This window comes from Sphingorhabdus pulchriflava, assembly GCF_003367235.1.
Taxonomy (GTDB): Bacteria; Pseudomonadota; Alphaproteobacteria; order Sphingomonadales; family Sphingomonadaceae; genus Sphingorhabdus_B; species Sphingorhabdus_B pulchriflava.
On the sequence record NZ_QRGP01000003.1, the window covers coordinates 189,592 to 202,083 of the forward strand.

Consider the following 12,492-nt stretch of genomic DNA (forward strand, 5'->3'; position numbering starts at 1 on the left):
TGGATGGTGCATCGCTTCAGCCATCTTGGCCTTGCACCCGCCGGGAAAACTCCCTTATAGATTTCAACAGCGGGGGCGCAGATAAAAGGGACGCAAGATGGGAGCCTCGCTAGCAACAGCCATATTATTTGTGGCCGTTCCAACCGGAGAAGCGGTTTCCGCTCCGATAGCAGATCCTGTTGAGACAGAGCCAGCGGAGCCAACCGGCAAACAGGCGGACAATGAACCTCCCTTCGACCTCTCCAAGCTCGAGCCACTGCCGCCGACAACGCCGCCCGAGCCCATTGCCGATGAAATTGTTGTAACGGCGCGCACTGCCGATCCGCGCGATCCGGTGGAGGCGATCAATGTCGAGGCATTTCAACTGGTGCAGGGCGCCGATGCCGCCTTGGTCGCGCCCGTTGCCGAAGCCTATGAAGGGGCGGTGCCGAGCCCGGTGCGCCAAGGCATCGGCAACTTCCTCAACAATTTGCTCGAACCGGTTGTCGCGCTCAACTTCCTGCTCCAGCTCAAACCGGGGAAGGCGGCAGAAACGCTGGGGCGTTTCGCCATCAACACGACATTCGGGGTCGGCGGGCTTGTCGATGTCGCCAAGACCAAGCCGTTCAACCTGCCGCGACGCCCCAATGGCTTTGCCAATACATTGGGCTTTTACGGGGTAAAGCCGGGGCCCTATTTCTTCCTGCCTCTGATCGGGCCGACCACGCTGCGCGACATGATTGGCGGCGGGATAGACGGGCTGGTCTATCCGACGGTGATCGGAAAGCCGTTCACCCAGTTGCATTACACCTTGCCGGCAGGCACGTTGAGTTCGCTCAATTCGAGAATTGCCAATGATTGCGAATTGCGGGCGCTTAACGAGGATACGGCGGATCCCTATGCCGCCACTCGCGACTATTATCTGTGGCGGCGGCAGGCGCAGATTGATGAATTGAAAGGCCGACAGCCAGCGCCTCTTCCGGTTGGAACGGTTGCCAAGTGCAAGACGGGTGCCGATCGATAGGCATCGCTCGATCGTCGATGGAATATTTGAGAGCTGTGGGAACAAATTCAGGACGTTGACCGTTTTGTTGTCATGCGTCGAAAGCGCATGGACCGACCAAGGTTCCGATGGAGACCCACATGACAAAACTGACTCACACCCTTTTAGCCCTTTCCGTATCCGCAATGACACTTGGCGCCTGCGCCACTTTGGAAGAAACCGTTGCAGAGGCAGTGGCGGAAACGCGTCGCGCTACGCTTGATAACGCCCAGCTGGTCGGCATGCGCGGCGATAGCGATGGCTATGCCCGCGTCGAATTGACTGTCTCCGATGAACTTGATCAGGTTTGCTACGATTTGAACGACACGCGAAACCTGGACGAAATCACCGGTATTTCGATCCACCGCGGGGCTTATGGCCAAAATGGCCCGGTTGTGCTTACGCTGCGCCGATCAAATCAAGGCGGCTTCAAAAGCTGTGTTAGCCGATCGGAATGGCTCGAGGATTCGATGGAGCGTAACCCCGCTGCTTATTATGTCCAGCTGGCGACAAGCCGATACCCGAATGGCGCTATTCGCGGTCAGTTCTCGCGAAATTGAACGGTTCGACCTGACCAGATTTCTGGTCGTTTACGATAAGGCCAGCCTTGCGAGGCTCGCCTGGTCGTAGGAACGACTATTTCGGCAATCCTTCCGCAACCCAGAAGCGCGAGATGGATGCTTTCTGCCGAATTGGCGCGACTGCCTGATAATCGGTTGAATGGTAAAAGGCGCGCGCCGCCTCGAAACTGGGATATTCGACGATCACAAAACGTCCGGCAGGTGGCGGCCCCTCCAACTGTTCGACGCGCCCGCCGCGTGCCAGATACGTCCCGCCAAATTTGGCTACCGCCGCACCTGCTACCGGCACATAGGCCTTATAGGCTTCGGCATCAGTCACCTGAACTTCGGCGACAATATAGCCCTTGGGAGCTTGCGCCGGTTTTGCCGCCGCATAACCACCTGCTGCCGCCAAAGAGGCCAGCACCAAAGCCCAACCGACATGCACCCTCATACTTGCCTCCCCTTCTCCATCCGCTAGAGCAACAGATGATAGCAAGGACGATCAAATGAGCATCATATTTTACGGCATCCCCAATTGCGACACAGTGAAGAAGGCGCGCGTCTGGCTGGACGGTCAGGGCATCGCTTATGCGTTTCATGATTACAAAAAGGCGGGCGCGGATGCGGGTAAGCTGAAAAGCTGGTGCGCGGCGAAGGGGTGGGAGACGATCCTCAATCGCGCTGGCACGACCTTCAAGAAACTGCCCGATGACGCGAAAGCTGGGCTGGATGAGGCCAAGGCGATCGCGCTGATGCTCGAACAGCCGAGCATGATCAAACGCCCGGTGCTCGAATATCCGGGCGGGCTTCTGGTCGGGTTCAAACAGCCAGAGTGGGAGGCCGCGCTGGGCGCATGAACCCGATAGCGACCGCACTTGCCGGGCAGATTGAAAGCTGGTTGACGCCGGGTGAGCCGCTGATCGTCGGGCTATGCGGGACGCAGGCCTCGGGTAAGTCGACGGCTAGCGCCCAACTTGCACGGCATTTTACTGGGCAGGGGTTACGGGTTGGCACCTTGTCGCTCGACGATCTCTATCTCGGGCGCACCGTGCGGGCAGGACTGGCGGAGCAGATACATCCGCTATTTGCAACGCGCGGGCCGCCGGGGACGCATGATACTGCTATCGGCATCGCGACGCTTGATGCCGTAAAGGCAGGTCGTTCGGTAATGCTGCCGCGGTTTGACAAGCGGGCCGACGAGCCCTTGTCCTCGCGCGAATGGCCGCTGCTCGATGGGCCATGCGACCTGTTGCTGCTCGAAGGGTGGTGCGTGGGTGCAAAGCCGGTGCCTTCGGATCTGATCGCCCGACCGGTGAACAATCTGGAACGCGACGATGACCCGGACGGCGTCTGGCGCAGCTTTTGGAACGCACATCTTGCCCGCGAAACTGCGGAGCTATTCGCCCGCATCGACCGGCTGGCCTATCTGCGCCCGCCCTCGTTCGAAGTCGTGCACACATGGCGCTGTGAGCAGGAGCAAGCCTATCAGGCGCAGGATGGGGCGCAGCGTGCCGCTGCCGCGATGACAGATGAACAGGTCGCGCGCTTCATCGCCCATTATGAACGATTGACGCGCTGGATCATGGAAGAGGTGCCAGGTCGCGCGGATGTAACAATCCAGTTGGATGAAGCGCGCACCCCGGTTTCTGTTTCGGAGCGTGCATGAAATTCAAATTGCTACTCTGTGTCGCGCTGGCCTTGTCTGCCTGCACCAGCGGCACTGCCAATGAAGGAAAATCCGCCATGGCCAAGGACCCGATCATCATTGCCCACCGCGGTGCCAGCGGCGAACGCCCCGAGCACACCATTGCGAGCTACACGCTCGCGATCGAGCAAGGCGCGGATTATATCGAGCCCGATCTGGTGCTGACCAAGGATGGCGTGCTTGTCGCGCGGCACGAGAATGAGATTTCGGAAACCACCGATGTTGCTGACAGACCCGAATTTGCCGACCGAAAGGCTAGCAAGACCATCGACGGCCAGAAAATGACCGGCTGGTTTACCGAGGATTTCACGCTCGCCGAACTGAAGACTTTGCGGGCAAAAGAGCGGCTGCCGATGTTGCGTAAAGCCAATATGGCCTATGACGGGCAGTTCGAAATTCCGACCTTTGAAGAGATCATCCTGCTCGCCAAAGCCAAGGAGAAAGAGACCGGACGACGCATCGGTATCTATCCCGAAACCAAGCACCCCAGCTATTTTGCTTCTATCGGTCTACCCCACGAGGCGCCCTTGCTCACGATGTTGCAAAAACATGGCTATACGCAAAAAGACGATCCGCTGTTCATCCAGAGTTTTGAGGTCGGCAATCTCAAGGCGCTGCGCGGCAAGACCAAGCTGCGGCTTATCCAGCTGATGTCAAAGGACGACGGACCGGCGGACGACCCGGCAACCAAATATGCTTCAATGGCTAAGCCAGATGGGCTCAAGGCGATTGCGATCTATGCCAACGGCATCGGCGTTGAAAAGGCCATGGTCATTCCGCGCACGATGCTCGGCAATCTCAGTGAGCCGACCTCGCTTGTCGCCGATGCCCATATGGCCGGGCTCGACGTCCATATCTGGACGTTCCGGCGCGAAAATTACTTCCTGCCGCTGGGCCAACGAAGCGGGCTCAATCCGGCAGGCCATGGCGATCTGGTGGCAGAGATCAAAGCTTTCCTCGCCACCGGGATCGACGGATTTTTCAGCGACAATGTGGCGGAGGCGGCTGTAGCGGCGCGCTGATCAGGCGACTATCGCACGCGCAACAGCGCGGATGGCTTCGGGATCGGCGATGAACGCCATATGTGAGCAATCGAGCTCGGTCGATTGATCCGACTCTCCGATCCGACCGCGCGCGGCATCGGGTGCTACAACACCGTCTCGTGCCGACCAGAAAGCGAAGGTCGGCACGGGCGGTTTTTCATGCAGTACGGCCTCGACCGGCGGATCGTCGACCGCGTGGCCGGCGACAAATTCATAGACCCGCCAGGCATTGTTCGCGCGCGGATGCGCTGAAAAGGGGCTGCCCAGCGTGATGACACGGGCGACACGGTGTGGACTGCGCTTGGCATATTCGCGCGCGATAACACCGCCCAGGCTCCAGCCGACCAGCGTTGCCGGGCCGTCGATGCCGTTGCGGTCAAACTGGCGATCAATTTTCTCGAACAAGTCGACGGAAACACCGCCATTGCGTCCAAGGCCCCAACCATGGGCACGAAAACCTGCCTGATCGAGCGAGCGGCGGAGCCGGATTGTCGTGCGATCAGACGCCAGGAAGCCAGGCAGGACAACAACTTCGCGGCCCTTGCCTTCAACATCAAGCGCAACCGGCGGGGCGAATGTGGCGCGCGTACGCGTATAGGCAAAACCCGCCACCTCACGCGCCAAAAGGCGCAACGGGGGTGCGTTGATGAGGTCCGCACGTTGACCGGGAATCGGAAGGGTGATCGTCGCCATCGCGACAATCTATAGGGTCGCTACATGTATGAAAGATTTATTACACTATCCACAGGGGGACGCTCTTATGGTGCGACGTTAGCCGGGGTTTCGGGTGCGGGTGTTGCAGCAGCACTATCTGGCGCAGCAACCACGGGCGCAACTGGTGGCATGACGGGGATAGCAACCGCAGCGGCATCAAGTGCGTCAAGCGCACGCCGCATCGCGACATAGCGGCGTGCTTTGTTGAGCCAGTTGCTGCCATTGGCCGCGCCGGGCATTGCTTCGACGGTGCGCGCAGCACCGGCGACATCGCCCGAAACGAGCTGTTGCCGTGCATGTTCTAGTTGCGCGGCGGGGCCCGTCGGTACCGAATCTTCCTGACGCAAGACGAACAGGTTGCTCGCTTCGCGGCGGGCGATTTCCCACGCGGTTCCGGGCCTATGTTTCAGTGGTTCGCCGATGTCATCGAGTTCGGCGAGCAGCATCCCGCTGGTCAGCGGTACACGCGCGCCCGAAATCAGCGTATCCAATGCGTCGGGTTGGACGCGCCCGAAGGCAGCATTCAACCTCGGCTCGAGCGGCCCCAGTTGCGCGCCGCTTTCAATGGCGCGCCGTGCGGCCATTGCGACAACCATCGCCTCGATACGCGCTGCGTCGCCGGTCAGCACTGTCGGAACGGCAATCGCGCCGGCATTGACGACAGGCGCTGCATTCTTGCCATAGGTCACTAGCGGTGGCTGGTTTTCGCTTATGTGCGCAGCCTGTTCCGTAGATCCTGGAAGGCGATTGGTCGATGCCAGCCAGCCGACCAATGCGGCACCACCCAAAAAGGCGAGCAGCAGCAAAACCAGTGGAGTGCGTTTGGTCAATGTGCGTCCCTTATATTTGCTTCGTCACTGACTGTAGCGAGGCATTGCACCGCCGACAACAAGGCGCTGTCCTCTGGCCGTTCGGCAATCACCACTGCACGCCAGCCAGGCCCTGCGGCGTCAGATATGGCCTGCGAAAAACAGGCAATGGTGATTGCCGTACGTGGATATTGCCACTGCTCGACCAAAGCAGCCAGGCGTTGGGCAGCGCGGGCCGAATGCAGCGCTATCACGTCGCTCCTGAGGACGGCTTCGGCCATCGCACTGTCCGGCTCGAGCGGCACAGAGGCATAGACCACCCGCTGATCAACTATCATGTCGGGAGGTGGTGCAAGGTGCTGATGGTCCTCGCCTGCCAGCCACAAGAGGCGATGATGACCAGCATCGGCAGCGGCCTGTAACGCTTGGGCAGCATCGGCCGTCCCCTCGGATTGGACGCCAAGACCAGCTTGGCGCGCTTGGTCGCCGCTGCGGACGCCAACAGAATGGACTGGCAAGTGACGCAGCATGTCGAGCTGAGGACCTGCATGGCGGATGGCATTGGCGCTGGTTATCAATAGCGCATCATATCGTGCAGGGTCCGGTGCGGACCATGGGCAGGCGCGGACTTTGAAAAAGGGAAACTGGGTCACTTTGAATCCGGCCTCACGCGCCCGTTTGGCACTGGCATCATTGCCTGGCTGCGGGCGTATGATGAGCAGGTTCATCCTTCGAACAAGGTCCGCAATTCGGGCGAGGCAGTGTCGAGCAGCTGGCGGGCAAGCTGCGCCGGTGCTGCGCTGTCACCGACTGTGCAGGCAATCGAACCCGACTGGCGCTCGCTGCCGTCCTCGCGCAATATTTCAGCCTTGAGCAATATTGCGCCGCCTTCCCAAGCGGCTTGTGCCGCGACCGGAGAGTGGCAGGTGCCACCCAGTGCTTCGAGGAAGGCGCGCTCGGCCATCACACAGTCGAAGGTCGGCTGGTGGTTCACCGGTGCCAACAGCGCGGCGATTTCGGGGCGCTCGACGAGACAATCGATGCCGATTGACCCTTGTGACGCAGCGGGCAGCATTTGGCCGGCTTCAATGGCAACGCCTATTTCGGATTGCCCCAATCGATCGAGGCCTGCAGCGGCGAGCAAGGTGGCATCAAATTCGCCACTGGCCACTTTCGACAGGCGGGTCGCAACATTGCCTCTTATGCTGTCGGTAACGATGTCGGGCCGCAAAGCTTTCAGCTGCGCGGCACGGCGCGGGCTGGAGGTGCCCACCTTGGCACCTCGCGGAAGTGCCGCGATGCTCTCAGCGCCGATCAACCGTTCACGCACATCGGCGCGCGGCAGCATGGCGGCGATGCGGAAGGCTTCGGCACGGACGGTTTCGACGTCCTTCATCGAATGCACCGCAATGTCGATCTCGCGATCTAGCAAGGCGCGTTCCAGCTCCTTGGTCCACAAAGCCTTGCCGCCGATTTCGGCGAGCGGGCGGTCCTGCACCTTGTCGCCGCTCGACAGCATCGGGACGAGGAGGACAGCGGCTTCATCCCAGCCATGTGCCGCGATCAGGGCGGCCTTGGTCATCTCCGCCTGCGCCATAGCGAGCGGGGAAGAACGGGTGCCGATACGCAAGGGATTGGAACTGCTTGGGGTCATGCGGCTTGTCCATAGCGGGGCACATCCCTAAGGGGAAGCCGATGGCAGTGATTTTGGGCCTTGAATCGAGTTGCGACGAAACAGCGGCGGCGCTGGTGCGGTCGGATCGGACGATATTGAGCCACGCTCTAGCGGGGCAGGAGGATCATCACCGGGCCTTTGGCGGGGTGGTGCCAGAGATTGCCGCACGCGCGCATGCCGAACTGATGACGCCTTTGGTCGAAACGGCGCTCGCTGATGCCGGAATGACGTTGAGGGATGTCGACGCCATTGCAGCCACTGCCGGTCCCGGATTGATCGGCGGCGTCATGGTCGGGCTGGTGACGGCGAAGGCATTGGCGATGGCGGCGAACAAGCCGCTGATTGCGGTCAATCATCTTGAGGGCCATGCGCTTTCACCGCGCCTGATCGATCCTGGCCTCGAATTTCCCTATCTGCTGCTGCTCGTTTCCGGCGGGCATTGCCAGTTGCTACGCGTGAATGGCGTCGGCGATTATGACCGGTTGGCGACGACGATTGATGATGCGGTGGGCGAGGCGTTTGACAAGAGTGCCAAGATTCTGGGCCTCGGCTTCCCCGGCGGCCCGGCGGTGGAAAAAGCGGCGAAGCAGGGCAACGCAAAAGCGGTTCCTTTGCCAAGGCCGTTGAAAGGCGCGGACGAACCGCATTTCAGTTTTGCAGGTCTGAAAAGCGCTGTGCTGCGCGCGCATGAAGCGGGAACGCACAGGCCCGAAGATATTGCCGCCTCCTTCCAGCAGGCCGTGGTCGATTGCCTTGAGGACCGGCTCGAATACAGCCTGTCGCGGATCGATCCGCTCGGTGCGCTGGTGGTCGCAGGTGGGGTGGCCGCTAACGACGCGATCCGCGCGATGCTGCAGCGCGTGGCGGAACGATATGGCATGCGCTTTGTGGCACCACCACACTGGCTGTGCACCGATAATGGCGCGATGATCGCCTGGGCGGGGGCGGAGCGCTTTGCCGCCGGATTGACCGATCCGCTCGATGTCGCGGCACGCCCGCGCTGGCCGCTCGACCCGGATGCAGAGGCCGTGCGCGGCGCAGGAGTGAAGGCATGACCGGACAACCCATCGGTATCATCGGTGCAGGCGCGTGGGGCACCGCGCTTGCCAGCGTGATGGCGCAGAACCATGCAGAGGTGCTGCTTTGGGCACTTGAGCCCGAGGTGGTCGAGGCGGTGAATGCAGGGCAGGGCAATCCGCTCTACCTCCCCAATCTCGCGCTGCCGCCGCAGATCCGCGCCACCGGCAACTTGGCCGACATGGCCGCCTGTTCGGCGCTGTTGCTGGTGACGCCCGCGCAGCATCTGCGCGGCACGCTCGAACGCCTGCCCGAAACCGACTCGCCCTTGCTGCTTTGCGCAAAGGGGATTGAGGCGGGGACGCAGATGCTGGTCTCCGAAATCGTCGCCGAACTGCGCCCGAACAATCCGCTTGCCGTTTTGTCCGGACCCACCTTTGCGCACGAAGTCGCGGCAGGAAAGCCGACCGCGATCACACTCGCCTGCGAAAGCGAGACGCTGGGCAAGCTGCTGATGCGGCTGGTCGCGACCCCTGCTTTCCGGCCCTATTGGTCCGACGATGTGGTGGGGGCAGAGATTGGCGGCGCGGTCAAGAATGTGCTCGCCATCGGCTGCGGTGTTGTCGACGGTGCGGGGCTGGGCCTGAATGCCCGTGCGGCGCTGATCGCGCGTGGTTTTGCCGAGATGCAGCGATATGGTCTGGCCCGCGGGGCGCAAGCAGAAACGCTGGCCGGGCTTTCAGGGCTGGGCGATCTGGTGCTCACCTGCTCTTCCGAGAATAGCCGCAATTTCTCATTGGGCCGCGGGCTCGGGCAGGGCAAGGCGGCGGCCGAGCTGATGGCTGACCGGCGCACCGTGGCAGAGGGCGCGTTCACAGCACCCGTCCTCCTCGAATCGGCGCAATCACTGGGTGTCGAGATGCCGATTGTTGCGGCTGTCTGCGCGCTTCTCGATGGCAGTGCCAACGTCGGACAGGTCGTCGAAGCGCTGCTCTCCCGTCCGTTGAAGGCCGAAAGGTGACAGCGGGCCACCGCTGCGCTACACATCGGTATTGGTTCCGGCGAGGGGGATGACAGTCAGCACGGGTCCTGAAGCTGCGGCGCAGAACGAAGCCGATCTGAAGGCGCTTGCCAAGGGCGGGCGGACCAATGTGTTCGGCTTTGTCCTGCGGCTGCTGGCGCGCTTGCCCTTCCTGTTCATCGCCGGGCGGCTGTACGGGCCAGAGGTGCTCGGGCGATTTGCCTATGCGATATTGATCGTCGAATTTGTCGCCCAACTGGCGACGCTGGGGTTGCGGCGCGGGCTGGCCGAAGCGCTGTCGAAACAGGACCGGCCCGACACCCATGTTGTTGGTGACGCGATGCTGGTCGCGACCTTTGCCTCGGCACTGGGTGCAGCGGTGCTGATCGCGCTGCCGCAACTGATGTTCCCCAACAGCCCGCTGAACGGGCTCGACCGCTATCTGCCGCTCACCATTTTCGCGATTGTCTGGACGGATATTGCCTTGGCGGCGCTCGCCTATCGCTTCGACGTGGCCTCGACGGTGCGCGCACGCGCGATTGTCGAACCGTGGACGATCAGCATCGCGGCAGGCGCGCTCTTCTTCTATTCGGCGCGCGACGGTCTGATCCTGTCCTATGTCGCCTCGATCCTCGCCGCGATGCTCACCGCGCTCTGGCCGCTCTGGCGCAGCTATGGCACGCCGCAGGGCTGGCGACCGCGCCCCGTCGAGCTCTACCTGCTCGCCCGCCGCAACCTGCCCTTGGCGGCGGCGGATGCGATCGAATGGGGCAGCAGGCGTCTCGATCTCGCTATCCTCGGCCTGTTCGCCAGCCCCGCCGTGGTCGGGATTTATTATGTCGCGCAACAGGTCGCCAGCCTGCCGCAGAAACTGAAATCGAGCTTTGATCCGATCCTCGGCCCCGTCATCACCCGCAATTTGCAGGCGAAAAATTATGGGGAGATTGCGCGGCAGGTCGGCCAGGTCGGTTTCTGGATTATCGCCGCCCAAGTCGGCATCGCGCTCGCGCTCGGCATTCCGGGGGAGGCTGTGATGGGTCTGGTCGGGCCGGAATTTGTCGGCGGCACCGCGGCAATGGCCTTCCTGCTCGCGGCAGAGGTGGCAGCGGCGACTGCCGTGGTCAGCGAAAGCGCGCTGGTCTATATGGCGCGGCACAGGAACCTCCTGCTTTCGCTCGGCATGTTGGCCTTGCAGGTGGTGCTCAGCCTGATCCTGATCGAGATGGTGCCGATGCTGCCGTTGAAGCCCGAATATCGCGGGTTGGCGCAGGCCGCCGCAGTTGCCGCCGCGCTGATGCTCGCCTTGGGCTTCGCCTCGGTCGCCAAGGCGATATTGCTTTCCAAGCTGTTGGGCGAGCCGCTCTCCATCTGGCGCTGGAGCCTGCTGCCAGCCATCGCCGCCGCCATCCTGATCGGCGTCGGCGCCACCCGCCTGCCCGAATGGGCCGAACTGGCACTGGGCGTCCCCGCGATCCTTGGCGTATATCTATGGGTGATCTGGCGCTGGGGTTTCGGGCCCGAGGATCGGGTGCTGTTCAAGAAATAGGAGCAAGGATGAACGACAAGCCCAGAAGCAGCCTTTGGGGCCGCGCAGCCGAAATGGCCGCGATGACGCCGCCCGAACGCAACCGCTATGTCGATTTCCTGCGCGCGCTTTCGATCCTTGCCGTGGTGGTCGGTCACTGGCTGGTCGCTGCGCCCTATATGAAGGACGGCGCCGTAGAGGGCGGGCATCTGCTCGGCATCATCCCGTGGACGCAATGGCTGACCTGGGGGTTTCAGGTGATGCCGATTTTCTTCCTCGTCGGCGGCTTTTCGCACGGCATGTCGTGGGCGGCGGCGCAGCGCAAGGGGCAGCATTATTCCGACTGGTTCGGCGGAAGGGTGCAGCGCCTGATCAACCCGGTATTGCCGCTGTTCCTGATCTGGACGCTGTTCGCAGCCTTTGGCACATGGGCCGGGATCGACCGCGAAATCGTTGCGATGGCGGCGCAGCTGGCGCTGATCCCGGTCTGGTTCCTTTCGGTCTATCTCATCATCTCCGCGCTGGTGCCGTGGACATGGGCGCTGTGGCAGCGTTTCGGATGGGCAAGCTTCTGGGGCTTTGTCGCGGGCGCGGTCACAATCGACGTGCTGACGCTGAAATATCATGTGCCTTATATCAATTTCGCCAATTTCCTCTTCGTCTGGCTGGGAATCCACCAATTGGGCTATGCCTGGCAGCAGGGGCGGATCCGCAATCCTTGGCTATGGGCAGTGTTCGGCGCGATTGCTCTCGAAATGCTGGTCTATTTCGGCCCCTATCCGGTGGCGATGATCGGCGTTCCGGGCAGCGATCTCTCCAATTCGATGCCGCCGACAATCGCGCTCCTCGCGCTCGGTATTGCGCAATCGGGCTTTGCCATCGCGTTCGAACCGGCAGGGCGGCGCATGCTGGAAAGGCTTTGGCTGTGGACCGCAACGGTGCTGATGAACGGCATGATCATGACGGTCTATCTCTGGCATCTGACCGCCTTTGTTTTTGTGATGGTCGCAGCATGGCTGCTTGGCGGCATCGGCCTGCACCTTGCACCGGGGAGCGGCGAATGGTGGCTGACCCGGCCGGTCTGGTTCGCGCTATACATTCTGATGCTATTGCCGCTGATTGCGATTTTCGCGCGCTTTGAACAGGTGCGCGGCATGCCCGAACGCGCGACGCCGGTGCCGCACTGGCGGCTGATCACCGGCCTGCTGCTGACCTGCGCCGGATTGGCCTTCACCGCCGCGATCAGCATCGCGAGCCCCATGGGCGTTACCGGCGTGCGGCTGTGGGTGGTGGCTTTGCCCTTTGTCGGAACCGCGCTGATCGGCTTTGGCCCAGTGCGCGATCTGTCGAAACGGGTGAGCGGGGTTTAGTAGACCTTGCCCCACACCCCAAACGCGTA

The 12,492-nt window shown here is 61.9% G+C and carries 14 protein-coding genes; 9 read left to right on the forward strand and 5 right to left on the reverse strand.

Translation table 11 applies throughout. The annotated features are described in order from the left end of the window. The first annotated feature begins 130 nt into the window (after positions 1-130). The gene (locus DXH95_RS15015) at positions 131-1,003 is read left to right on the forward strand and encodes an MlaA family lipoprotein (RefSeq protein ID WP_181883712.1); all 873 of its coding nucleotides are present in this window, start codon (positions 131-133) and stop codon (positions 1,001-1,003) included. Positions 1,004-1,122: 119 nt separating this feature from the next. Beyond that, a complete protein-coding gene (locus DXH95_RS15020) occupies positions 1,123-1,581 on the forward strand; it encodes a CHRD domain-containing protein (RefSeq protein ID WP_181883713.1) in 459 nt (152 codons plus the stop codon). A gap of 76 nt (positions 1,582-1,657) precedes the next feature. Here the strand turns inward: DXH95_RS15020 and DXH95_RS15025 are convergent, their stop codons facing one another. Beyond that, positions 1,658-2,035, reverse strand: coding sequence for a DUF1330 domain-containing protein (locus DXH95_RS15025; RefSeq protein ID WP_115550375.1), 378 nt, complete (start codon positions 2,033-2,035; stop codon positions 1,658-1,660). 55 nt (positions 2,036-2,090) lie between these two features. Here DXH95_RS15025 and DXH95_RS15030 point away from each other — a divergent pair, with 55 nt between their 5' ends. From DXH95_RS15030 to DXH95_RS15040, 3 genes are read left to right on the forward strand one after another with little or no spacing between them, the layout of a single operon-like run. Next, positions 2,091-2,441 carry an arsenate reductase gene (locus DXH95_RS15030; RefSeq protein ID WP_115550376.1) on the forward strand — a complete coding sequence of 117 codons (351 nt, stop codon included), beginning with the start codon at positions 2,091-2,093 and terminating at the stop codon, positions 2,439-2,441. Next, positions 2,438-3,250 (forward strand): kinase, encoded by an 813-nt coding sequence (locus DXH95_RS15035; protein WP_147291760.1) that lies wholly within the window; start codon positions 2,438-2,440, stop codon positions 3,248-3,250. Before DXH95_RS15030 ends, DXH95_RS15035 begins: the two co-directional genes overlap by 4 nt. After that, a complete protein-coding gene (locus tag DXH95_RS15040; RefSeq protein WP_115550378.1) occupies positions 3,247-4,311 on the forward strand; it encodes a glycerophosphodiester phosphodiesterase in 1,065 nt (354 codons plus the stop codon). The genes DXH95_RS15035 and DXH95_RS15040 overlap by 4 nt, the downstream gene beginning before the upstream one ends. Here the strand turns inward: DXH95_RS15040 and DXH95_RS15045 are convergent, their stop codons facing one another. From DXH95_RS15045 to hemC, 4 genes are all read right to left on the reverse strand, one after another. After that, positions 4,312-5,025, reverse strand: a complete 714-nt coding sequence (locus tag DXH95_RS15045; RefSeq protein ID WP_115550379.1) for an esterase/lipase family protein — start codon at positions 5,023-5,025, stop codon at positions 4,312-4,314. It abuts the gene before it with no gap. Between the two features lie 65 nt (positions 5,026-5,090). Next, positions 5,091-5,876 (reverse strand): hypothetical protein, encoded by a 786-nt coding sequence (locus tag DXH95_RS15050; RefSeq protein ID WP_115550380.1) that lies wholly within the window; start codon positions 5,874-5,876, stop codon positions 5,091-5,093. Next, positions 5,873-6,583, reverse strand: coding sequence for a uroporphyrinogen-III synthase (locus DXH95_RS15055; protein ID WP_115550381.1), 711 nt, complete (start codon positions 6,581-6,583; stop codon positions 5,873-5,875). The genes DXH95_RS15050 and DXH95_RS15055 overlap by 4 nt, the downstream gene beginning before the upstream one ends. Then, the gene (gene hemC, locus DXH95_RS15060; protein WP_115550382.1) at positions 6,580-7,509 is read right to left on the reverse strand and encodes a hydroxymethylbilane synthase; all 930 of its coding nucleotides are present in this window, start codon (positions 7,507-7,509) and stop codon (positions 6,580-6,582) included. The genes DXH95_RS15055 and hemC overlap by 4 nt, the downstream gene beginning before the upstream one ends. 41 nt (positions 7,510-7,550) lie before the next feature. Between hemC and tsaD the strand changes: the two genes are divergently transcribed. Genes tsaD through DXH95_RS15080 form a run of 4 tightly spaced genes read left to right on the forward strand, consistent with a single transcriptional unit; the run spans position 7,551 to position 12,463 of the window. Further along, on the forward strand, positions 7,551-8,585 hold the full coding sequence (tsaD, locus tag DXH95_RS15065) for a tRNA (adenosine(37)-N6)-threonylcarbamoyltransferase complex transferase subunit TsaD (RefSeq protein ID WP_115550383.1): 1,035 nt from the start codon (positions 7,551-7,553) through the stop codon (positions 8,583-8,585). Beyond that, positions 8,582-9,568, forward strand: a complete 987-nt coding sequence (locus DXH95_RS15070; protein ID WP_115550384.1) for an NAD(P)H-dependent glycerol-3-phosphate dehydrogenase — start codon at positions 8,582-8,584, stop codon at positions 9,566-9,568. Before tsaD ends, DXH95_RS15070 begins: the two co-directional genes overlap by 4 nt. Positions 9,569-9,617: 49 nt before the next feature. Continuing rightward, positions 9,618-11,114: a lipopolysaccharide biosynthesis protein gene (locus tag DXH95_RS15075; protein ID WP_115550385.1), complete on the forward strand. Its 1,497-nt coding sequence runs from the start codon at positions 9,618-9,620 to the stop codon at positions 11,112-11,114. Between the two features lie 8 nt (positions 11,115-11,122). Beyond that, positions 11,123-12,463: an acyltransferase family protein gene (locus DXH95_RS15080; RefSeq protein WP_181883714.1), complete on the forward strand. Its 1,341-nt coding sequence runs from the start codon at positions 11,123-11,125 to the stop codon at positions 12,461-12,463. The last annotated feature ends 29 nt before the right edge of the window (positions 12,464-12,492 follow it).

Coding starts and splice junctions, on each gene's coding strand:
- DXH95_RS15020 (WP_181883713.1), top strand. CDS start 1,123: ATGACAAAACTGACTCACACCCTTTTAGCCCTTTCCGTATCCGCAATG.
- DXH95_RS15025 (WP_115550375.1), bottom strand. CDS start 2,035: ATGAGGGTGCATGTCGGTTGGGCTTTGGTGCTGGCCTCTTTGGCGGCA.
- DXH95_RS15030 (WP_115550376.1), top strand. CDS start 2,091: ATGAGCATCATATTTTACGGCATCCCCAATTGCGACACAGTGAAGAAG.
- DXH95_RS15035 (WP_147291760.1), top strand. CDS start 2,438: ATGAACCCGATAGCGACCGCACTTGCCGGGCAGATTGAAAGCTGGTTG.
- DXH95_RS15040 (WP_115550378.1), top strand. CDS start 3,247: ATGAAATTCAAATTGCTACTCTGTGTCGCGCTGGCCTTGTCTGCCTGC.
- DXH95_RS15045 (WP_115550379.1), bottom strand. CDS start 5,025: ATGGCGACGATCACCCTTCCGATTCCCGGTCAACGTGCGGACCTCATC.
- DXH95_RS15055 (WP_115550381.1), bottom strand. CDS start 6,583: ATGAACCTGCTCATCATACGCCCGCAGCCAGGCAATGATGCCAGTGCC.
- hemC (WP_115550382.1), bottom strand. CDS start 7,509: ATGACCCCAAGCAGTTCCAATCCCTTGCGTATCGGCACCCGTTCTTCC.
- tsaD (WP_115550383.1), top strand. CDS start 7,551: ATGGCAGTGATTTTGGGCCTTGAATCGAGTTGCGACGAAACAGCGGCG.
- DXH95_RS15070 (WP_115550384.1), top strand. CDS start 8,582: ATGACCGGACAACCCATCGGTATCATCGGTGCAGGCGCGTGGGGCACC.
- DXH95_RS15075 (WP_115550385.1), top strand. CDS start 9,618: ATGACAGTCAGCACGGGTCCTGAAGCTGCGGCGCAGAACGAAGCCGAT.
- DXH95_RS15080 (WP_181883714.1), top strand. CDS start 11,123: ATGAACGACAAGCCCAGAAGCAGCCTTTGGGGCCGCGCAGCCGAAATG.